Source organism: Variovorax sp. BGA-UO-ETr-C22 (genome assembly GCF_059567965.1).
The window spans coordinates 521180-544624 of record NZ_JCAQPA010000007.1 but is presented as its reverse complement, the minus strand read 5'-3'; the positions used below and the strand labels follow the sequence as shown (position 1 = coordinate 544624).

The 23445-nt window shown below is 71.3% G+C and carries 14 protein-coding genes and 1 pseudogene; 10 read left to right on the top strand and 5 right to left on the bottom strand.

Features of this window, described 5'->3' with window-relative positions; genetic code table 11:
• Nucleotides 1-9 precede the first annotated feature (9 nt).
• Nucleotides 10-498: pseudogene (locus AC57B8_RS06390) on the top strand (flavin reductase family protein); the annotation flags it as partial.
• A gap of 51 nt (nt 499-549) precedes the next feature.
• On the top strand, nt 550-1791 hold the full coding sequence (locus AC57B8_RS06385) for a dienelactone hydrolase family protein (RefSeq protein WP_496478996.1): 1242 nt from the start codon (nt 550-552) through the stop codon (nt 1789-1791).
• Nucleotides 1792-1846: 55 nt separating this feature from the next.
• On the opposite strand, the gene AC57B8_RS06380 is transcribed toward AC57B8_RS06385, so the two are convergent.
• The 5 genes from AC57B8_RS06380 to AC57B8_RS06360 form a co-directional block, all read right to left on the bottom strand.
• Nucleotides 1847-2206: a hypothetical protein gene (locus AC57B8_RS06380; RefSeq protein WP_095746312.1), complete on the bottom strand. Its 360-nt coding sequence runs from the start codon at nt 2204-2206 to the stop codon at nt 1847-1849.
• A gap of 103 nt (nt 2207-2309) precedes the next feature.
• Nucleotides 2310-2693, bottom strand: coding sequence for a roadblock/LC7 domain-containing protein (locus AC57B8_RS06375; protein WP_062469906.1), 384 nt, complete (start codon nt 2691-2693; stop codon nt 2310-2312).
• A 47-nt stretch (nt 2694-2740) separates the two neighbouring features.
• A complete protein-coding gene (locus tag AC57B8_RS06370; RefSeq protein ID WP_496478995.1) occupies nt 2741-3265 on the bottom strand; it encodes a GTP-binding protein in 525 nt (174 codons plus the stop codon).
• Complete coding sequence (locus AC57B8_RS06365; protein WP_070062429.1) at nt 3262-3978, bottom strand: hypothetical protein; 717 nt, start codon at nt 3976-3978, stop codon at nt 3262-3264. Before AC57B8_RS06365 ends, AC57B8_RS06370 begins: the two co-directional genes overlap by 4 nt.
• A gap of 351 nt (nt 3979-4329) precedes the next feature.
• Nucleotides 4330-5178, bottom strand: coding sequence for a plasmid replication/partition related protein (locus tag AC57B8_RS06360; RefSeq protein WP_307696023.1), 849 nt, complete (start codon nt 5176-5178; stop codon nt 4330-4332).
• Nucleotides 5179-5353: 175 nt separating this feature from the next.
• Here AC57B8_RS06360 and AC57B8_RS06355 point away from each other — a divergent pair, with 175 nt between their 5' ends.
• From AC57B8_RS06355 to AC57B8_RS06320, 8 genes are all read left to right on the top strand, one after another.
• On the top strand, nt 5354-5887 hold the full coding sequence (locus AC57B8_RS06355) for a sigma-70 family RNA polymerase sigma factor (protein ID WP_496478994.1): 534 nt from the start codon (nt 5354-5356) through the stop codon (nt 5885-5887).
• Between the two features lie 39 nt (nt 5888-5926).
• Nucleotides 5927-6175, top strand: coding sequence for a FecR/PupR family sigma factor regulator (locus AC57B8_RS06350; RefSeq protein WP_496478993.1), 249 nt, complete (start codon nt 5927-5929; stop codon nt 6173-6175).
• Nucleotides 6176-6334: 159 nt separating this feature from the next.
• Entirely contained in the window at nt 6335-6583 is a 249-nt protein-coding gene (locus tag AC57B8_RS06345; RefSeq protein ID WP_070062433.1) for an MbtH family protein, read from the top strand.
• Between the two features lie 5 nt (nt 6584-6588).
• Nucleotides 6589-7332 (top strand): thioesterase II family protein, encoded by a 744-nt coding sequence (locus AC57B8_RS06340; protein ID WP_496478992.1) that lies wholly within the window; start codon nt 6589-6591, stop codon nt 7330-7332.
• Nucleotides 7310-8011, top strand: a complete 702-nt coding sequence (locus tag AC57B8_RS06335; RefSeq protein ID WP_095950825.1) for a 4'-phosphopantetheinyl transferase family protein — start codon at nt 7310-7312, stop codon at nt 8009-8011. Before AC57B8_RS06340 ends, AC57B8_RS06335 begins: the two co-directional genes overlap by 23 nt.
• 5 nt (nt 8012-8016) lie before the next feature.
• A complete protein-coding gene (locus tag AC57B8_RS06330; protein WP_496479115.1) occupies nt 8017-13278 on the top strand; it encodes an amino acid adenylation domain-containing protein in 5262 nt (1753 codons plus the stop codon).
• On the top strand, nt 13278-20330 hold the full coding sequence (locus tag AC57B8_RS06325) for an SDR family NAD(P)-dependent oxidoreductase (RefSeq protein ID WP_496478991.1): 7053 nt from the start codon (nt 13278-13280) through the stop codon (nt 20328-20330). Before AC57B8_RS06330 ends, AC57B8_RS06325 begins: the two co-directional genes overlap by 1 nt.
• 14 nt (nt 20331-20344) lie before the next feature.
• A complete protein-coding gene (locus AC57B8_RS06320) occupies nt 20345-23440 on the top strand; it encodes a non-ribosomal peptide synthetase (RefSeq protein WP_496478990.1) in 3096 nt (1031 codons plus the stop codon).
• The last annotated feature ends 5 nt before the right edge of the window (nt 23441-23445 follow it).

Genomic DNA, 23445 nt, shown 5'->3' with positions numbered 1-23445 from the left:
GTCGATCGCTTCGACCGGCGTGACTTCCGCAAGGCGCTCGGCCAGTTCAGCACCGGCGTCACCGTGATCACCACGCGCGCGCTCGACGGGCGCCGCGTCGGCATGACGGCCAACTCGTTCTCGTCGGTGTCGCTCGATCCGCCGCTGGTGCTGTGGAGCCTGGCGCGGCAGGCGCCCAGCGTGGCCGACTTCACGGGCGCGAGCCACTTCGCGATCAACGTGCTGGCAGCTCCGCAGCATCATCTGTCGCGCCAGTTCTCGACACCGCAGGCCGACAAGTTCGGCGGTGTCGACTGCTGCGAGGGCACGGCCGGCGTGCCGCTGCTCAACGGCGTGCTCGCGCGCTTCGTGTGCCGCAACGTGCGACAGTACGACGGCGGCGACCACCTGATCTTCATCGGCGAGGTCGAAGGCTACGAACGCTTCGACGGCGAGCCGCTGGTTTTTCACTCGGGCTACTACCAGGTCACGACGCGCCATCCGGAATGCGTACAGTGAGCCCCTGGTTCCCCACGTCCACCTTTGAGCATTGAACGGAGTCACACACCCATGCAGAACCAGGCATCCACCTCCTCGTCGCAAGACATCCGCATCCAGGCCGCCGACGGCAGCGGCAGCTTCGGCGCCTACCTCGCCCTGCCGCGCGGCGGCACCGGCCCGGGCCTGGTGCTCGCGCAGGAAATCTTCGGCGTCAACAAGACCATGCGCGACGTGGCCGACTACTACGCCGAGGAAGGCTACGTGGTGCTCGTGCCCGACCTGTTCTGGCGCCAGCAGCCCGACGTGCAGCTGGGCTACGCACCCGACGACTGGCAGCGCGCCTTCGCGCTGTACCAGGGCTTCGACGAAGCGCTCGGCATGCAGGACATGCAGGCCGCCATCACCGCGCTGCGCCAGCGCCCCGAAGTGCCCGGCGGCAAGGTCGGCGTGCTCGGCTTCTGCCTGGGCGGCAAGCTCGCCTACCTGGCGGCCTGCCGCACCGACGCGGACGTGGCGGTGGGCTACTACGGCGTGGGCATCGACGCCGCGCTCGACGAGGCCGACCGCATCCGCTGCAAGCTGGCGCTGCACGTGGCCGAACTCGACGGCTTCTGCCCGCCCGAGGCGCGCGACCGCATCGTGCAGACCCTGCGCGGCCGGCCGAATGTCGAGGTGCATGTGTACCCCGGCGTCGACCACGCCTTTGCGCGCGTGGGCGGCGAGCACTTCCACCGCGCCTCGGCGCTCATGGCGCACGAGCGCAGCGTGGCCGCGCTGAAGTCGGCCATCGGCCCCAACTACGACCTGGCGGCGCTGTGGGACAAGCACTGCGAGTACGAGTTCGGCACGCGCAACGTCGACGACACCATGGGCACCATGGTGGCCGAGCCCTACGTCAACCACATCCCGACCATGACCGGTGGCGTGGGCTACAAGAACCTGCACGCGTTCTATACGAACCACTTCGTCAACAGCAACCCGCCCGACACCTCGCTGGTGCCGATCTCGCGCACCGTGGGCGCGACGCAGGTGGTCGACGAGATGCTGTTCTGCTTCACCCACACCACCGAGATCCCGTGGATGCTGCCCGGCGTGGCGCCCACCGGAAAGCGCGTGGAGATCCCGCTGCTCGCGGTCATCAAGTTCCGCGGCGACAAGCTCTACCACGAGCACATCTACTGGGACCAGGCGAGCGTGCTGGTGCAGGTGGGCCTGCTCGATGCGGCACTGCTGCCGGTGGCGGGCGTGGAAACAGCGCGCAAGCTGCTCGACGAGACGCTGCCGTCGAACACGCTGCTGACGCGCGCTTGATGCGCGCCTGATGCGTCCGCGCGGCGAAGCTGCCGCGCGGGACGCGGCGGGCGTCTCAGACCGTCATGCCTTGTTCGACGTCGAGCGTCTTGCGGCGCGCCATGGCCAGGTTCGACTTGGTCTTGTCCAGCACCAGGTAGACGAACAGGCCTTCCTTCTTCTGCATCGGGCGGATGATGTGGTACTGCTTGCCGAGCGTGATCAGCATGTCTTCGATGCTGTCGTTCAGGCCGAGGTCGCGCATGGTGCGCAGCTTGGCGCGGACCACTTCGGTGTTGCCGGCGGCGGCCACCTCGAGATCGACGCCCGAGCCGATCTGGCCCAGGATCATGCCGCTGCTCGAATCGACCAGCGCCGCGCACAGGGCGCCGTCGCAGGTCATCAGGTCGTCCATGGATTGCTTGATATTTGCCATCGAAATCTTTCCTAGTCCTCGCCCCTGAAAGTCGGCGGCCACCCGGGCGAAGGGGATGGGCGGCTGCCGGTGTCGAATGGGTGTGGTGCGCCGATGCCCGGCGTCAGGCGTGCTGCAGCAGCTGCGTCGCCTGTTTCGCGAAGTACAGGACCTGGCCGATGATGGCTTCGCGGCTGGTGACCACGCTCACGATCAGCGTCATCTCGGGATGCCGCGCCTGCAGCATCAGGATGTGGCCGTGCGTGGCCTCGATCGCCACGTTGTCGCAGTGGCCCAGCTGGCTTTCCTCGCCGGCCACGGCGCCCAGCGCGGCCAGCGAACTGGCGATGGCCGACAGGCGCGCGACCTGCGCGGTGTTCTCGACGCGCGCGGCCAGCTCCAGGCCGTCCTCGGTCGAGATCACCACGGCCTTCACGCCCTTGATTTCCCGCATCAGGGTGTCGATGGCCGATTCCGCTGCAAGCCTGATTCTTGGAGTGATGTTCATTGCTGCCTGAATGGAAGGAAAAGGAGAAAAAGAGGGGCGTCCTGCGTTCAGACCTCGAGCTGGAGCAGGAGCAGTTCCAGCAGCTGCACGACCTGCTGCGCATCGGTGACGTTGGCCGGCAGCACCGGGCACACGACGCCCTTGGCCTCCATGCGGCGGGCGTAGGCGTCGATGCCGGGGGTCGGGTGCGTTTCCATGCGGCCCACCGCCACCACGCAGGCGGTCTGCGCGATGAGTTCGGCGAAGCCGTCCAGGTAGATGTCGAGGTCGGCCAGCGGATCGGGGCGGCTGTTGTCCACCAGGATCACCACGCCGAGCGCGCCGCGTCCCAGGATGCGCCACATGAAGTCGAAGCGCATCTGGCCGGGCGTGCCGTACAGGCGCAGCTTCTCGCCGTTGTCGAGCGTGAGTTCGCCGTAGTCCAGGCCGACCGTGGTGGTGGCCTTGGCGACCGAGGTGTCGCTGTTGCGCACGTCGGTGCTCACGGGCGGGATCTCGCTCACGCCGGCGATGGCCGTGGTTTTGCCGGCGCCCATGGTGCCGGTGAAGAGGATCTTGTGTTCTACGGTCATTGAGGGCCTGACGGCAGCAAGCCGAGTCGGTTCCTGATGCGTGCGAGCAGGCCGGGCTGCACGGTGTCGCGGGCGGGTGCCGGGAAGCGGCTGTCGGGAAAGACGCTGTCGGGGGCCGAGGCCGCCACCAGCGCGCCGGGTGGTGCGGCGCGTTCGAGCAGGCCGGCGCGCTGCAGGTCGGCCAGGAAATCCGCGCACTCCTGGCGCGTGGCGGGCGAGCGCTGCTGCAGCGACAGCACCGACGCCGGCCGGTTGGACATCAGCGTGGCCAGCCGCAGGCGGATCGGCGCCTCGAGCACGGCCGCGGGCGGCCAGCGCAGCATGCGGAACTCTTCGTGCTCGCCGATCGGCACCTCGGTCGTAGCCAGCCCCAGGCCGCGGGCGTGGACCACCATCGCGCCGAGGCGGTTGAGCGCCACTTCCAGCGCATCGGTGTGCAGCGGCAGGGCCAGGAACGGGCCGCGTTGCGGATCGGCATGGGCGACCGTCAACGTGGGCACCGCCGGTTGGGGCGAGGCGGCGGCGAGGGCGACCTGGTCGCCGACGACCCGCAGGTCGGCCTGTTCGGCCTTCCACGACCAGTTCTGGTGCGTGCGGTGGTCGAGCAGCCGGATCAGCGACTTGAGCAGCACTTCTTCGCGGTGCGGCAGCCCTTCGACGCTGTAGCTCAGCAGGGCGCGCTGACTTTTGGGAACGGTGTTAACGGCCGTCATGCAGCCTCCGCACCACCGTGCCCATCGGCCGGCCGCTGTGGGGTGTTGCGTTCAACCGCATCGAAAACACCGATTGGAGGCGGCATCGCCGTTCTTTTTGCAACTTAAGCACTCACTGTAAGAAGTTGGACGGAGACGCCGATCGCAACGCTGGCTGGGAGAACTAAAGTGTTTGTTTGGAGGTGGCGTCAAAAATATAACACTTGTTGCAAATAAAAACACAAGATTACGAACAACTGTTTTCAGTGGGTCGCGGACGCGACAAAGCCTCGCGGGCCGCAGTGCGGCGCGCGAGGTTTCAGGGAGGGGCGGTGAAAGCGGCGGGCGAGGGGAAGGTCGCCCGCCGGGGCGTCAGTGCGCCAGTTGCGCCTGCAACTCGGCCACTTGCCGGCGCAGGTCCGCGTTCTCGGCCGTGAGTTCGGCCACGCGCTGTTGCAGTTGCTGCACGGCGTCGAGCGCCGCCGGTTCGGCGCCTTCTTCGGTTTCGGGCGCCGCTTCGCGCGGCTTGCGCTTGGCCTCGCGCACACGCTTGGCGGCCTGCTTGAGCTCGTCCTTGCCGGCGTTGGCCGCCGACACCTGCTCTTCGGCGGGCAGCGAGGCGACGGCCGCGGCCGTGTTGATCGAGATCACGCCCGACTTCACGGCCGCCACCAGCTCGGGCGCGGCCTGCTTCTGGATCTTCTCGATCATCACGACCTGGCTGCTGCTCAGGCGCGCGGCGCGGGCGATGGCCTCGCGGCTGTTCAGCGGCACGGGCGGCGGCAGGGCCTCGTCGGAAGCGGGAGTGGAGGTCGAAGCGGGGGCGTCGTCGACGTCGAAGGGCGGATCGTCCGCCGTGGTCGGGGTGGTCGGCGTGGCGGCGCTGCTGCGGGCGCGGCGCTCGTCCACGATGTCCTTCTTGCGCAACGCCAGCACGCCGCGCAAGTAGTCCGAGATGCTGCGGCGGCCCAGGTGCTGGTCGATCATCCACAGGTGCACGTCCTGCAGCGTCTTGAAGCGCGTGTTCTGCACGGTCTGGAAGGGCAGGCCGTGCTTCTGGCAGATGCCGTAGCGGTTGTGGCCGTCCACCAGCACGTCGCCCCACAGCACCAGCGCGTCGCGGCAGCCTTCGGTGAGGATGCTGCGTTCGAGGGCTTCGTACTCCTCCGGCGTCAAGGGATCGATATAGGCTTTGAGTTCTTCGTTGACGACGATGTTCATGGGTACGGGTGCGATGTAAGGGGCGGAATTTTAGGTGTCTCGGTTTCGGCCGCTCGAACGTCTAGACAGGGAGAGAGACGAGAAGGCGCCACCGGGAAAAACAGGGCCTTCTTGCGTCATCAAATGGTAATAGTTCTTATTTGCATCTTTGCCCTTGAACACTTCAGGAGTACCCATGGATCTGTCGCTTTCCCCGTCCGCGCCCACGCTGGGGGAGGTCTTCATCGCGAACCGTGCCCAGCTCCAGCGCGTCGCGCAAAAGATCGTCCGCACCGCTGACCTCGCAGACGAAGTGCTGCAGGACGCCTACCTGAAGCTCGCCGACGGCGCTTCGGTGCGCGATGTCCGCAAGCCGCTCGGTTACTGCTGCCAGGTGGTGCGCAACGTGGCGGTCGACTACCACCGCCACCATTCCGTGGAGGCCAGCTACCGCACCTACTGCGACGACGTCGAGCTCGTGAGCCCGCCCAGCAGCAACGACGCGCCCGACCGCGTGCTCGGCGGCCGGCAGGCGCTGGTGGCCATCGACCGCGTGCTCGAAGCGCTGCCGCCGCGCACCCGCCTCGCGTTCGAACTCAACCGTCTCAGTGGCCTGACCCAGCGCGAGATCGCCGCGCGCCTGGGCTGCTCCGCCACGCTCGTGAACTTCATGATCAAGGACGCCGACGCGGCACTCGAAAGCTGCCGCTACCTCGTGCAAGCCGCCTGAGTTTTCCGACGCACCGCATCGGCGCTACGATGGCCGCCGATGAGCAGCAGCCCCAACGACACGCAAAGCGACCCCACCTGGCAGACCGCCTGGGCGTGGGTTCGCCGCCAGCACGCCGGCGAAGGCGCCCTCGACGCCGCCGCGAGCGCCGAGTTCGCGCAATGGCTCGCCGCCGATCCCGCCCATCGCCAGACCTACGCCGAGGCGGCCCGCCTCTGGCTGCTCGTCGGCCTCGTGCCGCCCGCGCACGACGTCCCTTCGCCGGACGCCGAAGACGCGGCCCGCTAGCCCGCTCCCTCTTTTTTTCGCAGCTTCTGCAGCGGCCCTCGCCGCGGCGCAGCCGTGCACGGTCTGGATGCATGCGGGACTAAACACCCGGCCTCGCGGCGCGTCTTGTATCGCAAGGGCAAACCCTGCCCGTCATTGCACTTACCAAGAGGACCGCCCATGTCTACCAGCTGTTTCGACCGCGAGGACGAGACCTTCATCGTGCTCGTCAACCACGAAGCGCAGTACTCCATCTGGCCGCACTGGAAGGCCGTGCCCGGCGGCTGGACCGCCGTCGACGGCGTCAAGGGCGACAAGAAGACCGTGCTCGACTACGTCGAAGCCCAGTGGACCGACATGCGCCCCAAGTCGCTGCGCGACTGGATGGCCGCGCAGCAGCAGAGCGACAACGCGTCCGCCTCCGCCTGACGCACATGCAGGCCTCGCTGCCCCTGCTGTGCCTGCCCTGCGCGGGCGCCAGCGCCACCATGTACCTGCGCTGGCGGCGTGCGCTGCCGCGCTGGATCGAGGTCGTGCCGGTCGAGCTGCCGGGCCGCGGCGGGCGCCTGGGCGAAAGCTTCGTCGACAGCTTCGACCGCATGGTCGCGCAGCTGTGCGCCGAGCACGAAGGCCTGCTGCGCGGCCGCTACGCGCTCTTCGGCCACAGCATGGGCGCCTTGCTGGCCTGGGGCATGGCGCAGCACCAGCGGCAGCAGCACCGCCCGCTGCCGGGCGCCCTGATCGTCTCCGGCAGCGCAGCGCCGTCGCAGCGCGACCCTGACCGCTTTCTCGACATCACCGACGACGCGGCCCTCATCGCCGACCTGCGCAAGCAGGGTGGCACGCCCGACGAACTCTTCGGCAGCCCCGAGCTGCTGCGCATGACGCTCGACACCCTCGGCGCCGACTACCGCCTGTGCCGCAGCTTCGTGCACGCCGACCCTGCGCCGCTGCCCGTGCCGCTGCATGTGCTGGCCGGCCGCCAGGACGACATCGCGCCGTGGCGCATGCAGGCCTGGGCCGCCGAGACCGCGCACGCGCGCTTCACGCTCGACTGGTTCGAGGGCGGCCATTTCTTCATCCGCCAGCACGAGACCTCCGTGCTGGCCGCGCTGGCGCGGCACCTCGCGCCGGCGGTGATGGCGGGAGGCGTCGATGCGGCTCGTGCCCTGGCATGACCCCTTGCCGCCGGGCATCGCGTTGCACCGCTTGGACCTGGACCTTGCGGCGAATGACGGTGATGCCTGGTCCGACCTCACGCCCGACGAGCGCGCACGCGCCAATCGCTTTGCCCGCCGCGCCGACCGCGTGCGCTTCGCCCACACCCGCGCCGCCGTGCGCCGGCTGATCGCGCAGCGCCTCGCCTGCCATCCGGCGGAGGTGCCGCTGCGTGCCGACGTACACGGCAAGCCCTTCGTCGAAACCGGCAGCGACAACGCCGTGCCCCTCTTCAACATCTCGCACGCCGGCGACCACGCGCTCATCGCGCTGGCCGACCCGGCGCGCGTGCGCTGCGTCGGCGTCGACATCGAAGCCTGCGCGCGCGACCTCATGGCCGACGCCGATGCGCTGCTCGCCATGGCCTTCACCGCGCGCGAACAGCGCGAGATCCGCAGCGACGCCGACCTGCCACGCGCCTTCTACCGACGCTGGGTCGGCAAGGAAGCTGTGTTGAAAGCCGCCGGCGTCGGCATGGCCGAACACCTGCAAAGCGTCGGCATCCACCCCGACGCCCACGGCGCGCTCGCCATCGACTGCGCCGTGCCCGCGTGGGCCGGCATCGAAGCGATGGCGCTGTCCGCGCCGCCGGGCTACGCCGCCGCGCTGGCCTGGCACACCAAGGAACAACCCCTGTGAACCCGATGCATCCCGTGGACTTCGTGACCCACCTGCGTGGCCTCGCCGCGCAGCGCCCCGACGACATCGCATTGATCGCCATCACCGACCGCGACGGCACCGCACTCGACACGCCCATCAGCTACCGCACGCTCGACGCGCGCGTGCGCGGTCTCGCGGCGCACCTGCAGCAGGCCTTCGCACCCGGCGGCCGCGCACTGATCATGCTGGACAACAGCGACGACTATGTTGTCAGCTTCTTCGCCTGCCTCTACGCGGGCCTCGTCGCCGTGCCGGTGTTCCCGCCCGAGTCCACGCGCAAGCGCCACCTGGGCAAGCTCGAGGGCATCGCCGCCGACGCGGGCGCCTGCTGCGTGCTGACCCACGCCGCCATCCGCGATGCGATGGCGGGGGTGGCCGACGCCTTCGCGCAGGCCACGCTCATCGCCGTGGACGAGATCGACGCCGCCGGCGCCGACGCATGGCGCCCGCACACGCCGGCCGCCACCGACATCGCCTTCCTGCAGTACACCTCCGGCTCCACCTCGGCGCCCAAGGGCGTCATGGTCACGCACGCCAACCTGATGGCGAACATGCGCGCGATCGAAGAGGGCCTCTCGGTCTGCACGAGCGACACCTTCGTCACCTGGCTGCCGCTGAACCACGACATGGGCCTCATCGGCGGCCTGCTGCAGCCGATGCACCGTGGCGCCGTGGTGGCGCTGATGTCGCCGCGCTACTTTCTCGAGCGCCCCGTGCGCTGGCTCGAAGCCGTCTCGCGGCTGTGCGCCACGGTCAGTGGTGGGCCCGACTTCGCCTACCGCCTGTGCCTGGACCGCGTGTCCGACACGCAGTTGCAAAGGCTCGACCTGTCGTCCTGGCGCCTCGCGTTCTCCGGCGCCGAGCCGGTGCGCGCCGACACGCTGCGGTCGTTCCAGCAACGCTTCGCGCCCGCGGGCTTTCCGGCCGAAGCGGTCTATCCCTGCTACGGCCTGGCCGAATCGACGCTGTTCGTCACGGGCGGGAAGCGCGGCGCCGGCATGGTCGCGCACGCCTTCGACAAGGCACGCCTGGCACAAGGTGCCGTGGTGCGCGACGAGGGCGGCGCCATGCTCGTGGGCTGCGGCCGCAGCGTCACGCACCACGCGGTGCGCATCGTCGACACCGCCACGCTGAGCGTGTGCGCCGATGGCGCCGTCGGCGAAATCTGGGCCTCGGGCCCGAGCCTGGGCAGCGGCTACTGGAACAAGCCCGAGGTGTCGCAGCAGACCTTCGTCGTGCAGGACGGCACGCGCTGGCTGCGCACCGGCGACCTGGGCTTCGTGCACGACGGCCAGCTCTACGTGGCGGGCCGCATCAAGGACATGGTCATCGTGCGCGGCCACAACCTCTACCCGCAGGACATCGAGCGCGAAGTGGAGCGCGAGGTCGAGGCCGTGCGCAAGGGCCGCGTCGCGGCCTTCGCGGTCGAGGGGCCGGAAGGCGAGGGCATCGGCCTTGCAGCCGAGGTGTCGCGCAGCATTCAGAAGCTGGTGCGGCCCGAGGTGCTGGTCGAGGCGCTGAGCGCTGCCGTGAGCGAACAGTGCGGCGAGCCGCTGTCGGTCGTGATGCTGCTCAACCCCGGCGGCATGCCCAAGACCACGAGCGGCAAGCTGCAGCGCGGCGCCTGCCGCCAGGGCTGGATCGATCGCACGGCGGACGCCTATGCGATCTACGCCCACGGTGCGTTCGTGCTGGGTGGCAGCGCCCCCGCAGTCGACACAACCGAAGCCGCGCTCGACGACGTCGAGCAGGCCCTCGCCACGGTCTGGCACGAGGTGCTGCGCCGCCCCGCCGAACGGCCGCTGGCGCGCGATGCGCATTTCTTCACCCACGGCGGCAACTCGCTCGCCGCCACGCAGGTGGCCGCGCGCATCGGCGAGCGCTGGGACATTGACTTTCCGCTGCGCGCGCTGTTCGAGCAACCGCGCCTGGGCGACCTCGCGCGCGAACTGCGGCGCGTGCGGGCGCTCGGCCAGCGCCGTGCGCACCAGCCGATCCCGGCCCTGCCGGCCGAGCACCGCACCGGGCTGCTCGCGCTGTCGCATGCGCAGGCGCGCCAGTGGTTCCTGTGGCAGCTCGATCCGAAGAACAGCGCCTACCACGTGGGCGTGGCGCTGCGCCTGTCGGGCGTGCTGGATGCCGACGCAATGAAGGCGGCGCTCGAAGTCCTGCTCGCGCGCCACGAAAGCCTGCGCACCGTGTTCCGCACCGCGGCCGACGGCACGGTCGGCCAGCAGGTGCTGCCGACGGCGCCGCTGGCCCTGGCCCACATCGACCTTCGCGCACTGCCGGCCGACGAACGTGAAGGCGCCGCCGCCGCACAGGCGCGCGCGCTCCAGGCCGAGCCCTTCGACCTCGTGGCCGGCCCCGTGCTGCGCGCCGCCTGGCTCCAGCTCGGCGACGCGCACCACATCCTCGCGATCGTCACGCACCACATCGTGTCCGACGGCGCCTCGCTGCAGGTGCTGCTCGACGAGTTCGGCGTGGCCTATGCGGCGCACGCGAGGGGCGAGGCGCCGTCGCTCGCCGCACCGGCGATCCAGTACGCCGACTACGCCGCGTGGCAGCGCGACTGGCTTGCCGCCGGCGAGGCCGAACGCCAGCTGGCCTACTGGCGCACCCAGCTCGGCAGCGACCATCCCGTGCTGGCCCTGCCCACGGACCGCCCCCGCCACGCGGTCGCCAACTACCGCGCCGCCTCGCAAGCCTTCGACCTCGACGCGGCCCTCGTCGCCCGCCTGCACGCCACCGCGCAGGCGCATGGCGCCACGCTGTTCATGGTGCTGCTCGCGGGCTTTCAGGCGCTGCTGCATCGCTACACGGGCCAGCCCGATGTGCGCGTGGGCGTGCCGGTCGCCAACCGCCACCGCCTCGAGACCGCGGGCCTCATCGGCTTCTTCGTCAACACGCAGGTGCTGCGCGCCACGCTGAACGGCCGCACCCCGTTCGCGCAACTGATGGCCCAGACCCGCGAGGCCGCGCTCGGCGCGCAGGCCCATCAGGACCTGCCGTTCGAGCAGCTCGTGGACGCCCTGCAGCCGCAGCGCAGCCTGAGCCACAACCCGCTGTTCCAGGTGATGTTCAACCTGCTGCGCGAAGACACGGCCGTGCTGCGCGGCCTGCCGGGCCTGGCGGTCGACGAGTACCGCATGGACGACAGCGCCGCGCAGTGCGAACTCGCGCTCGACATCCGCGAGCGCGCCGACGGCCAGGTGCGCGCGGTCTTCACCGCGGCGGCCGAGCTGTTCGATGCCGCGACGGTTGCGCGCATGGCTGCGCACTACCGCGCGCTGCTCGAAGCGTTGACGGCCGACCCGGCCCGTGCCGTCGGCGATGCGCCGTGGCTCGCTGCCGAAGAGCAGGCGCAACTGCACGCCTGGGGCACGGGGCCATCGCCCGCATCCGCCGCGACACCCGCGCATCGCCTGTTCGAGGCGAACGTCCGCCGTGCACCGGATGCCATCGCGTTGATCGCCGGCGCCACCGAACTTTCCTACGCCGCCCTCGACCGCCGCGCGAACCGCATTGCGCACCGCCTGCTGCGCCACGGTGTGCGGCCGGACACGCGGGTCGCCGTGGCCGTCGATGCCCCGGTCGATCGCGTCGCCAGCCTGCTCGCCGTGCTGAAAGCCGGCGGCACCTACCTGCCGATGGACCCGTCGCACCCGCCGCAGCGGTTGTCGGAGTTGCTGGCCGACAGCGGCGCCGCGCTGCTGCTGGCCGGCAGCCACAGCTCAGTGAACGAAACCGTCGCGCGCCTCGCAGTCGATGACGCATCGCTCGACGACGAACCGAACGAGGCCCCGCAGGTCGCGCTGCACGACCACCACCTGGCCTACGTGATCCACACCTCGGGCACCACCGGCCGCCCCAAGGGCGTGGCGGTCGCGCACGGCGCGCTGTCGACGCACCTGCAGGCCATGGCCGATGCCTGCGGCTTCACGGCGAGCGATCGTTCGCTGCAGTTCGCGCTGCCGCACGTCGACGCCGCCATCGAGCAGTGCCTGCTGCCGCTGACCACCGGCGCCGCGCTGGTGCTGCAGCCGCAGTGGTGCTCGCTCGCCAGCGAACTCGACGCCTTGCTGCAGCGCCACCGCGTCAGCGTGGTCGACCTGCCGCCGGCCTATGCGCGCCAGCTGCTGCAGGACCAGCCGCCGTTCCGGCACGCGGTGCGCCTCGCGCTCTTCGGCGGCGAGGCCTGGACCGGCGAAGACCTCGCGCTGGTCCGCCGCGTGCTGCACCCTGCACGCATCGTGAACGCCTACGGCCCGACCGAGGCCGTGATCACGCCGACCCTGTGGTCCGCCGACGCCGAGGCCATCGTGCAGGGCTACGCCCCCATCGGCCGCCCGGTCGGCCGCCGCACCGCCCATGTGCTCGACGCCGACCTGCAGCCCGTGCCGCAGGGCGTGCCCGGCGAGCTGTACCTCGGCGGCGACGGCCTCGCGCGCGGCTACCTCGGGCGCGCGGCGCCGACGGCCGAGCGCTTCGTCGCCGACCCCTTCGATCCATCAGGCGGGCGCCTGTACCGCACCGGCGACCTCGTGCGCTGGCGCGCTGACGGCCAGCTCGAATACCTGGAGCGGCTCGACCACCAGGTGAAGGTGCGGGGCTTCCGCATCGAGCTCGGCGAGGTCGAGGCGCGCTTGCGCGAGCAGCCCGGCGTGCGTGAGGCGCTGGTGTGCCTGCACGAGGGCGCAGCGGGCCCGTCGCTCGTGGCCTACGTCGCACCCGCTGCAGGCGCATCGCTCGATGCGACCACGCTCAAGACGCAGCTGGCGCAGGCGCTGCCCGACTACATGGTGCCCTCGGCGTTGATGGTGCTCGACAGCTTCCCGCTCGGCGCCAACGGCAAGGTCGACCGCCGCGCGCTGCCCGCACCGGCGGCCGCCGGCACGCCAGGCTACGAAGCCCCCCACGGCGACGTCGCGCAGACGCTGGCCGCGATCTGGGCCGAGCTGCTCAAGGTCGCGCAGGTCGGCCTGCACGACAACTTCTTCGACCTCGGCGGCAACTCGCTGCTCGTGATTCGCATGCACCGGCTGGTGGAAGACCGCCTGCAGCCGGGGCTCGCGGTGGTCGACCTCTTCAAGTACCCGACCGTCGGCGCGCTCGCCCGCCACATCGAGCAGAAGGGGCACGGCCCCGCCGCCGCCACCGACGACGCCGCGCAGGCGAAACAGCGCGCGCAGCAGCAACGCGCCGCCCTGCTGCAACGCCGCCGACCCACGGAAAGAACCCTCTGATGCACGCGCAAGACGACACCCCGCTTTCCTCCGACACCACGGGCCTCGAGATCGCCATCGTCGGCATGGCCGGCCGCTTTCCCGGTGCGCCCGACGTGGACGCCTTCTGGCGCAACATCCGCGACGGCGTCGAGTCGGTCACCGTCTTCAGCGACGACGAACTGCGCGCGCGCGGCGTGCCCGAGCGCGCGCTGGCCGATCCCGACTACGTGAAGGCCGGCGTGCTCTTCGACGGCTTCGACCGCTTCGACGCCGGCTTCTTCGGTTACTCGCCGCGCGAGGCCGAGCACCTCGATCCGCAGCAGCGCATCTTTCTCGAATGCGCCTGGGAGGCGATGGACCATGCGGGCTGGCCGACCGGCCAGAAGGGCGGGGCGCCCGTCGGCGTCTACGCGGGCGACGGCCCCAACCTCTACCTCATGAAGCACCTGCTGCCCGCCGTCGGCATCGACGCGGGCACCGGCATCGCCGACATGCTGGGCCTCATGAGCGGCAACTCCGCCGGCTCGCTGTGCACGCGCGTGGCCTACAAGCTCGACCTGCGCGGCCCGGCCCTGAGCGTGCAGACCGAATGCTCCACCTCGCTGGTGGCCGTGCACCTGGCCTGCCAGGGCCTGCTGAGCCACGACTGCGACATGGCGCTGGCCGGCGGCGTGTGGCTCAACCTGCTGCAGGAGGGCGGCTACCGCTACCAGAACGGCGCGATCCTCTCGCCCGACGGCCATTGCCGCGCCTTCGACGCCCGGGCCGCGGGTACGGTGATCGGCAGCGGCGCGGGCATCGTCGTGCTGCGCCGGCTGGCCGACGCGCTGCGCGACGGCGACACCATCCACGCCGTCATCAAGGGCACGGCCACCAACAACGACGGCGCCGACAAGATCGGCTTCACCGCACCGAGCGTGCAAGGCCAGGCCGGCGCGATCCGCGCGGCGCAGCTGATGGCCGACGTGCCCGCGCACACCATCGGCTATATCGAGGCGCACGGCACGGGCACCACGCTGGGCGACCCGATCGAGCTGGCCGCGCTCACGCAGGCCTTCCGTGCCGATGGCGGCGATGGCGGCGATGGCGGGCGCTGCGGCTACTGCGCCATCGGCTCGGTCAAGACCAACATCGGCCACCTCGACGCGGCGGCCGGCGTGGCGGGGCTCATCAAGGCGACACTGGCGCTGCGCCACCGCACGCTGCCGCCGAGCCTGCACTTCGAGCAGCCGAACCCGCAGATCGATTTCGCGAACAGCCCGTTCCGCGTGAACACCGAGGCGCAGCCCTGGTCCGAGGGCGACACGCCGCGCCGCGCGGGCGTCAGCTCTTTCGGCATCGGCGGCACCAACGTGCACGTCGTGCTCGAAGAGGCGCCGCCCGTGGCCACGTCAACCACAGTGACTGGCTGGCAGGTGCTGCCGCTGTCGACCCGCAGCGCGTCCGCGACGCGACAAGCCGCGCAGCAACTGGCCGATCACCTGCGCACGCACCCCGCGTTGCCGCTCGCCGACGTTGCCCATACCCTGCAGACGGGCCGCCGCGTCTTCGAGCACCGCAGCGCCGTGGTGGCCGACCATGCCGAAGGCGCGGTGCAGCTGCTCTCGGCGGGCGAGGGCCTGGCCGTGCGCGCCGCGCCCGCGCAGGCGCCCGAGGTGGTCTTCCTCTTCCCGGGCGGTGGCACGCAGCACGCCCAGATGGGCCGCGCGCTCTACGAGGACGACGCGGCCTTTCGCGACGACATCGACCGCTGCTGCGCGCTGCTGGAGCCCGAACTGGGCTTTGACCTGCGCACCGTGCTGTTCCCCGCGCCCGGCGGCGAAGCCGAGGCTGACGCGCGGCTGTTCGACATCGCGCTCGCGCAGCCCGCGCTCTTCGTCGTCGCGTACGCGATGGCGCAGTGGTGGATGCGCCGCGGCGTGCGGCCCGCGGTGATGATGGGCCACAGCCTGGGCGAGTACGTCGCCGCCTGCCTGGCGGGCGTGTTCCGCCTCGAAGACGCGCTGCGTGTCGCGGCCCTGCGCGGTCGCCTGCTGCAGTCGATGCCGCCCGGCGCGATGACCGCCGTGCCGTTGTCGCAAGCCGCGCTCGCGCCCTTCCTGGCGCCGGGCTGCGACCTCGCCGCCGCCAACGCTGAACAGCTGTGCGTGATCTCGGGCCCGCGCGAAGCGGTCGAGGCCGCCGAGGCGCGGCTGCGCGCGGCGGGCCACCTGCCGCGCCGGCTGCATGTGTCGATCGCTTCGCACTCGGCGATGACCGAGCCGCTGCTCGCGCCACTCGAAGCGCTCATCGCTTCGGTGCCGCGCCGGCCGCCGACGATCCCCTTTGTCTCGAACGTCACGGGCCAGCTCATCACGCCCGAAGAGGCCATGAGCCCCGCCTACTGGGCGCGCCACCTGCGCGGCACCGTGCAGTACGCCGACGGCGTGGGCACCTTGCTGCAGGTGCCGGGCCGCGTGCTGCTCGAAGTCGGCCCCGGCGAAACGCTGGCGGGCCTGGCGCGCCAGCATCCGCTGGCCGACACCGCCGCCGGCGTGCTCGCCAGCCAGGCGCACCCGCAGCAGCAGGCACGCAACGCGCAGCAGATTGCGCAGACGCTGGCCCAGCTGTGGGTCGCGGGCGTGGACATCGACTGGGCTGCCTGCCACGCGGGCGCCGCGCGTCGGCGCGTGCCGCTGCCGGCGTATCCGTTCCAGCGTCGCCGCTACTGGGTGGAAGCGCCCGGCGCTGCGAAGGCGCCGCAACGAACCAACGCCGACGCGTTCTATGTGCCCTCGTGGCAGCGCACGGAGCCGCTGGTCGTCGCGCCTTCGACCGATACCGGCGGCTGCCTGCTCGTGCTCGGCGACAACCGCAGCCTGACGGGCCACCTCGTGCGCCAGCTGCGCGCGCAGGGCCGCACCGTGGTGCTGGCCGAGCGCGGTAGCGCCTTCGCGCGCACGGGCCACGGCCACTGGACGCTGCGCCCCGGCGCGCGCGACGACCACGCACGCCTGCAGAGCGAGATCGCGGCCGACTTCGGCGCCATCGCCGGCATCTACCACCTGTGGAGCCTCGACGAGGCGCTGCCCGCGCAGCAGCCGCAGGCCGGGCTGCTCGAACGCAGCTTCTTCAGCCTGCTCGCGCTCGTGCAGTCGCTCGAAGCCGGCGACCGCACGCTGCCGCTCGCCGTCGTCGCCAACCAGCTCGAAGACGTCACCGGCACCGAGCCGCTGTGCCCCGAGAAGGCCACGCTGCGCGGCATCGGCAAGGTGATCGGCCAGGAGTATCCGCGCGTGCATTGCCGCGTGATCGACGTCGTGCTGCCCGCGCCCGAAAGCGATGCCGAAGGCCGGCTGGTCGCGCAGATCGTGGCCGAGGCCGCTGCGCTACAGGCCGAGCCCGGCGAGCCGCTGGTGGCCTTCCGTGGCGCGCACCGCTGGATCAAGACCTATGAACCCGCAACACTGACCGCTGCGGCGCAGCCACGCCTGCGCCACGAAGGCGTCTACCTCGTCACCGGCGGCCTGGGCGGTGTCGGTCTCGCGCTGGCGAAGCACCTGGCCGTGCACTGGCAGGCGCGGCTGGTGCTGCTCGGCCGCACGGCGCTGCCGGCGCGCGCGGATTGGCCGGCGCTGGTGGCGGCCGACAGCACGCCCGCCGCTCTGAAGGCGCGGCTGCAGCAACTGCTCGAACTCGAAACGCTCGGCGCACAGGTGCTCACCGTGTCGGCCGATGTGTCCGACGCCGACGCGATGCGCGCGGCCTTCGCGCAGGCCAATGCCCGCTTCGGCCCGCTGCACGGCGTCGTGTATGCCGCCGGCGATGCGGGCGGCGGCATGATGGCCGGGCGCACGCGCGCGCAGGTCGACACCGTGTTCGCAACCAAGGTGCGCGGCACGCGCGTGCTGCTCGACGCGCTGCGCGGCCAGCCGCTGGACTTCGTGCTGCTGTGCTCGTCCATCTCCAGCGTGGCCGGCGGCCTGGGCATGAGCGACTACGCCGCCGCCAACGCCTACCTCGACGCCGTGGCCGTCGCGCACGAACGGCTCGGCGCGTTCCCGGTGTTCTCGGTCAACTGGGACGCCTGGCGCGGCCTGGGCATGGCCGCGCACATGGACGTGCCCGACGACATCGGCATGGACGGCCCCGAAGGCGCGCGCGTCTTCGAGCGCATCGTCAACGGCCCGGCGCGCGCGCAGACCGTGATCTCGACCACCGACCTGGCCACGCGCCTGGGCCCGCTCGACAACGGCATGCTCGACCTGCTCGGCGACGAGGCACCGGCCGCTGCCGCAGGCGCGGCCCATCCCCGGCCCGCGCTGCAGACCCCGTTCGTCGCACCGCAGGGCGAGGTCGAGACCGCGCTCGCCGCGCTGTGGACCGAGCGCCTGGGCATCGCACCCATCGGTGTGGACGACAACCTGTTCGAACTCGGCGGCGATTCGCTCGTGGCCATCCAGCTGCTGTCGCGCGTGCGCAAGCGTTACGCGACCGAGCTGCACCCGAGCGAGTTCTTCAAGGCGCCGACCATCGCCGGCCTGGCCGCGCGGCTCGGTGTCGCCTCGACCGCCGCCGCGCCGCAGCGCAGCGCGATGGAGATCACGCCCGTCGTGCGCGGCGGCGCGCTGCCGCTGTCGCCGATGCAGCGCCGCCTCTGGCTGGTCGATCGCCTCACCGACACCGCGAATCGCAGCGGCCGCGCGGCCTACAACATGTCGGCCGGCCTGGCGCTGCACGGCGAGCTCGACATTGGCGCGCTGCGTGCCGCCATCGACGCGATCGTTGCGCGTCACGAGGTGCTGCGCACCGTGTTCACCGAAGACGACGAGGGCGAACCCATGGCCGTCGTGCGCCCCGGTGCGCCGCTCGACATTCCCGTCATCGCACTCGACGACGGCGCGCGCTACGGTCAACTTTTCGACGAGCTGGTGCGCGCACCGCTCGCGCTCACCGAAGGGCCACTGATCAAGGCCACCGTCGTACGCATGGCCGCGCGCGAGCATGTGCTGGTGCTCGTGGTGCACCACATCGTGTTCGACGGCTGGTCGATTGCCGTGTTCGCACGCGAGCTGGCCGCGTTCTACGAACACGCGCGGCGCGGCCAGCCGCTGGAACTGGCGCCGCTGCCCGTGCAGTACGCCGACTACGCCGCCTGGTATGCGCGCGCGCTGGCCTCCGACGGCTTCGCGCCGAAGGCCGCGTTCTGGCGCGAGCGGCTGGCGGGTGCGCCGCAGGCCTCGGGTATCAAGCCCGACCACCAGCGCCCGGCCGTGCCCACGCACGCCGGCGATTCGGTGCGGCTCACGCTGTCGCCCGCGCTGTCGCAGTCGCTGGCCGCGCTCGCGCGGGCGTCGGACACGTCGCTGTTCACGCTGCTGCTGTCGTCGTTCTTCCTGTTCTTCCACCAGGCCTCGGGCGCCGACGACATCGTCATCGGCACCGACGTCGCGGGCCGCGGCCACCCGGACCTCGAAGGGCTGCTCGGCTTCTTCGTCAACGTGGTGCCGCTGCGCTCGCGCCGTGCGAAGGCAGGCACCGACTTCGCGCAATGGCTCGCCGCCACCAAGGCCGACACCCTGGCCGCGATGGACCACCAGGACGTGCCCTTTGACCGCATCGTCGAGCTGTCGGGCGTGCCGCGTGCGCGCGACCGCAACCCGCTGGTGCAGGTGCTCTTCGTGCTCCAGAACACGCCCGAGATCCGGTTTGCCATCGAAGGCGCCGAGGTCGAGGTGCTGCCCCAGCAGATGAACGAATCCAAGTTCGACCTGGCGGTGTTCGCCAGCGAACACGACGGCGCGCTCACCGCCGAGTGGGTGTTCGCCACCGACCTCTACCGGCGGGAGACCGTCGAAACCTTCACCGCTTCGTGGCATGCGCTGCTGGAGCGGATCGTCGTCACACCTGGCCAGCCGATCGACGCGCTGGCCCCCATGCCCTCGGAGGAATCCATCGCCATGACTCACGCGCCCAACGTCCGCCCCGCCTCGAAACTGGACAACAAGCTCGGAAAACTCGGAAAGCTCGACGCCCTGGGCGCCGGCCGCGCCCCCGTGCGCGCCGCCGCGCGGCCCGCCGTGCAGACCTCGTTCCTGAAGCCCGGCGCCGAGTTCCCCATCGTGCTGCAGGCCACCAGCCCCGAGCTCGACACCGTCGCCTGGGCCAAGGGCCAGGCCGACTACATCGAGATGCTGGTGGCGAAGCACGGCGGCATCCTGTTCCGCGACTTCGGCCTGAAGACACCGCAGGACTTCGAGGCCTTCGCCGAAGCCATCGAGCCCGAGCTGTACGGCAGCTACGGCGACCTGCCGAAGAAGGAGGGCGGCAAGAAGACCTACCGCTCCACGCCGTACCCCGAGCGCCAGATGATCCTGTTCCACAACGAGAGCGCGCACCTGGACCGCTGGCCGCGAAAGCAGTGGTTCTTCTGCGAGCTGCCGTCGCCCGTGGGCGGGGCCACGCCCATCGTCGACTGCCGCGAGATGCTGCGCCGCCTGCCGGCCGAGGTGGTCGCCGGCTTCGAGCGCAAGGGGCTGCAGTACGTGCGCACCTTCACGCCCGGCCTGGACGTGAGCTGGCAGGACTTCTACAAGACCGATCGCCGCGAAGACGTCGAGGCGCGCCTGGCCGCCGCCGGCACCGAATGGCGCTGGTTCGACGGCGACACGCTGCAGACGCGCACCCGCTGCCCCGCCGTGATCCGCCACCCGCTCACCGGCGAGCGCGTGTTCTTCAACCAGGTGCAGCTGCACCACGTCGCCTGCCTGGAAGCGCAGGTGCGCGAAGACCTGCTGGCCATGGGCGGCGTCGAGCGCCTGCCGCGCCACGTGACCTACGGCGACGGCTCGCCCATCGCCGACGAAACCATGGCCATCGTCGGCCAGGCCTACGAGGCCTGCGCCGTCCGCTTCGACTGGCGCCAGGGCGACGTCGTGATGCTCGACAACATGCTCGCCGCCCATGCACGCGACCCCTTCGAGGGCCCGCGAAAGATCGTGGTGGCGATGGGCGCGATGTTCGACCGCGCCGCGCTCGACGACGGTGCGCGCGGCGCCGAGTCCCGCCTGGCCGACGAACAAGGCGCCTGAACGAAATGACGACCATGACCGACCACTTCGACGACACGACCTTCCCGCTGAGCCCTGAACAACGCGCAGTGCCGGCCGATGCGCCGCGCCTGCTGCTGCGCGCCGACATCGAGGGCGGGCTCGACCCCGCGCGCCTGCGCGACGTGGTCGCGCGCGTGCTGGGCGCGCATGGCGCGCTGTGCAGTGCCATCCGCGCGGTGCCGGGCTACCGGGGGCTGCGCCAGCAGTACACCGACGGGATGACGCCGCTGGCCTGGGCGGACGCAGACCTGCGCGACGCGCCTGAAGCCGCACTGGCTGAATGGCTGGCGAACCTGCAGGCCGCGCCGCTGGACATCGCGCGCGGCGAGATGGTCCATGCCGGGCTCGCTCGCACCGGTGAAGCACGCCACACGCTGGCGCTTTCCATCCATGCCTGGGTCGGCGACCGGGGCAGCCTGCAGCACCTGTTCGACCAGATCGCTACGGCCTTCGCGGACGCGCACGCTTTCGATGCCGCCGAGGTGTTCCCCTACGCACGCTTCGTGACCTGGCGCCAGGACCTGCTCGACGGCGAAGATGCCGCCGAGGGACGCGCCTACTGGCAGCGCTACCTCGCGCAGGCGTCCTCGCTCACACCGCCACGCCTCGTCGGTCGGCAGGCTGCTGTCTCGCAACAGGCCACGCGCGTGCGTGCCGACGAATCCGTCGACGCCACGTTCGCGAGTCGCATCGCCGTCTGCGCCGACACGCTGGGCGCGCAGCCCGACACGCTGCTGCAAGCCGTCTGGTGGCTGCTGCTCGCGCGCCTGGACGGCACCGGCCGTTTCGTCGCCGGCTGGCAGCACGACTGCCGCCGCGACTACCCGCCGATGCAGGGTGCGGTCGGCGTGTTCGACAAGGTGCTGCCGCTCATCGTCGAGACCGCGCCCGAGATGCGCTTTGCCGACTGGTTCGACAACGTCGACGGCACGCTGGCCGCGCATGTCGAGGCGCAGGAGTACTGGGCCGTCGATGCACCGCCCATCGCCGCGCACCTCGCGGTCGGCTTCGCGTGCCACGAACAGCCGCGTCGCCACGGTGTCGATCCGCAATGGCAACTGGCTGCACTGCCCGGGCCGCTGCCGGCTTTCGAACTCGCCTTGCAGGTCGCGTGGGATGCCGACGGTGCCGCGCTGTCGCTGCACGCCGATGCCGCGCGCCACAGCGAAGTGGCGGCGCGGCGCCTGCTGATGCAGTACCTCTGCCTGCTGAACGCCGTCGTCGAACGCCCCGACACCGTGCTCGGCGCGCTGCCGCTGGTCGGCCCGCGCGAACGCGAATTGCTGCTGCAGTCGCAGGAAGCCGTGGCCGATGTCGGCGCGCAGACCGTTACGCAGCGCATCGCCCATTGGGCCGCCGAAACGCCCGATGCGCCCGCACTCGAAGCAGGCGCCCAACGCCTGAGTTACCGCGAACTCGACCAGCGCGTCGGCCGCGTCGCGCACTGGCTGAAAGCTCAGGGCGTGACGCCCGGCGCCATCGTCGCGCTGAACCTGCCGCGCGCGCTCGACCTGCCGGTGGCGATCCTCGCCGTCTGGCGCGCGGGCGCCGCCTACCTGCCGCTCGACCCCGACTGGCCCGAGGCGCGCCGCGCAGCGGTGCTGGCCGATGCGCAGCCGGTGTTCACCATCGACGCGGCATTGCCCGATGCGGCCACGCTGCCCGAAGCGCAAGCCGCGTCGCACATCGCCGCACCGAGCGACCTCGCCTACGTGCTCTACACCTCTGGCTCCACCGGCACGCCCAAGGGCGTGGCCGTCGAGCAGGGCCAGCTGCAGAACTACGTGGCAGCCGCATCGGCGGCGATGCAGCTCGACACCTGCCGCCGCTGGGCGCTCACCAGCTCGGTGGCGGCCGACCTGGGCAACACCGCGCTGTTCGGCGCGTTCCACAACGGCGCCTGCCTCGTCGTGGCGGCGCCGCACGAGGCAAAAGATGCCGAGGCCTTCGCGTGCTTCATGCGCGCCCACGCCATCGACGCGCTGAAGATCGTGCCCTCGCACCTCGAGGCACTGCTCGAAAGCGCCGCGCCCTGCCTGCCACGCACGCTGGTGCTGGGCGGCGAGGCCGCGCCGCGCGCGCTGGTCGAGCGCATCGCGCGGCTGGCGCCGCAGTGCGCCATCTACAACCACTACGGGCCGACCGAGGCCACGGTCGGCGTCATGGTGCATGCCGTCGAACCCGGTGCGCCCGTTTCCGAGCAGCTGCCGCTGACGCGCGTGCTCGCGAACAACCGCGTGCGCGTGCTCGATGCGTCGCGGGGCCTCGTGCCGGCCGGTGGGCTGGGCGAGGTCTACATCGGCGGTGCGCAGCTGTGCCGCGGCTACCTGAATCGCGCGAACGCTGACGTGTTCGTCGCCGACCCGTTCCGCGCGGGTGAGCGGCTCTATCGCACGGGCGACCTCGCGTGGGTGCTGCCCGAAGGCGGCCTGCGGCTCGCGGGGCGCGCCGACCACCAGGTGAAGGTCCACGGCTACCGCGTGGAGCCGGCCGAGGTCGAGGCGGCGCTGCTGGCGCGGCCCGGCGTGCGCCAGGCGGTCGTGCTCGCCGTGCCCGATGCGGCCGGCGCGACCACGCTCGCCGCCTTCTTCGTCGGCGACAGCGAGGCGGCCGGCGGCCGCGCGCTGCGCGAGCAAATCGCCGCGCTGCTGCCCGCCCACATGGTGCCCGCGAGCTGCACGGCCGTGAGCGCCTTCGCGCGCTTGCCGAACGGCAAGATCGACCGGCTCGCGCTGGCGGCCTCGGCTCCGGCCGAAGCGCCGCAGCGTGCAGTGAAGGCCCCGCGCGACGCGCTCGAAGCGCTGCTCGCCGACGGAATGGCCACGCTGCTGGGCAGCGGACCGGTCGGCGTGGAAGACGACTTCTTCGAACTCGGCGGCCACTCGCTGCAGGTCATCAAGCTGGTGGCGCGCATCCGCAAGCTGCTGCAGGTCGAGGTGGCGGCCGGCGTGGTGTTCGACCACCCGACGCCCGCGGCGCTGGCCGCCGTGTTGCGCGAGGCCAGCGCCGACGCGGTCGCGCTCGAGCAGTTGGCGCAGACGCACCGGCAGCGCGACCTGGCCGACGAATCCGTGGGCGAGGCCGCATGAGCATC

What these genes read in the sequence shown, in the direction of transcription:
- AC57B8_RS06385 (WP_496478996.1), top strand. Translation starts at nt 550, where the DNA reads ATGCAGAACCAGGCATCCACCTCCTCGTCGCAAGACATCCGCATCCAG.
- AC57B8_RS06380 (WP_095746312.1), bottom strand. Translation starts at nt 2,206, where the DNA reads ATGGCAAATATCAAGCAATCCATGGACGACCTGATGACCTGCGACGGC.
- AC57B8_RS06375 (WP_062469906.1), bottom strand. Translation starts at nt 2,693, where the DNA reads ATGAACATCACTCCAAGAATCAGGCTTGCAGCGGAATCGGCCATCGAC.
- AC57B8_RS06370 (WP_496478995.1), bottom strand. Translation starts at nt 3,265, where the DNA reads ATGACCGTAGAACACAAGATCCTCTTCACCGGCACCATGGGCGCCGGC.
- AC57B8_RS06365 (WP_070062429.1), bottom strand. Translation starts at nt 3,978, where the DNA reads ATGACGGCCGTTAACACCGTTCCCAAAAGTCAGCGCGCCCTGCTGAGC.
- AC57B8_RS06360 (WP_307696023.1), bottom strand. Translation starts at nt 5,178, where the DNA reads ATGAACATCGTCGTCAACGAAGAACTCAAAGCCTATATCGATCCCTTG.
- AC57B8_RS06355 (WP_496478994.1), top strand. Translation starts at nt 5,354, where the DNA reads ATGGATCTGTCGCTTTCCCCGTCCGCGCCCACGCTGGGGGAGGTCTTC.
- AC57B8_RS06350 (WP_496478993.1), top strand. Translation starts at nt 5,927, where the DNA reads ATGAGCAGCAGCCCCAACGACACGCAAAGCGACCCCACCTGGCAGACC.
- AC57B8_RS06345 (WP_070062433.1), top strand. Translation starts at nt 6,335, where the DNA reads ATGTCTACCAGCTGTTTCGACCGCGAGGACGAGACCTTCATCGTGCTC.
- AC57B8_RS06340 (WP_496478992.1), top strand. Translation starts at nt 6,589, where the DNA reads ATGCAGGCCTCGCTGCCCCTGCTGTGCCTGCCCTGCGCGGGCGCCAGC.
- AC57B8_RS06335 (WP_095950825.1), top strand. Translation starts at nt 7,310, where the DNA reads ATGCGGCTCGTGCCCTGGCATGACCCCTTGCCGCCGGGCATCGCGTTG.
- AC57B8_RS06330 (WP_496479115.1), top strand. Translation starts at nt 8,017, where the DNA reads ATGCATCCCGTGGACTTCGTGACCCACCTGCGTGGCCTCGCCGCGCAG.
- AC57B8_RS06325 (WP_496478991.1), top strand. Translation starts at nt 13,278, where the DNA reads ATGCACGCGCAAGACGACACCCCGCTTTCCTCCGACACCACGGGCCTC.
- AC57B8_RS06320 (WP_496478990.1), top strand. Translation starts at nt 20,345, where the DNA reads ATGACCGACCACTTCGACGACACGACCTTCCCGCTGAGCCCTGAACAA.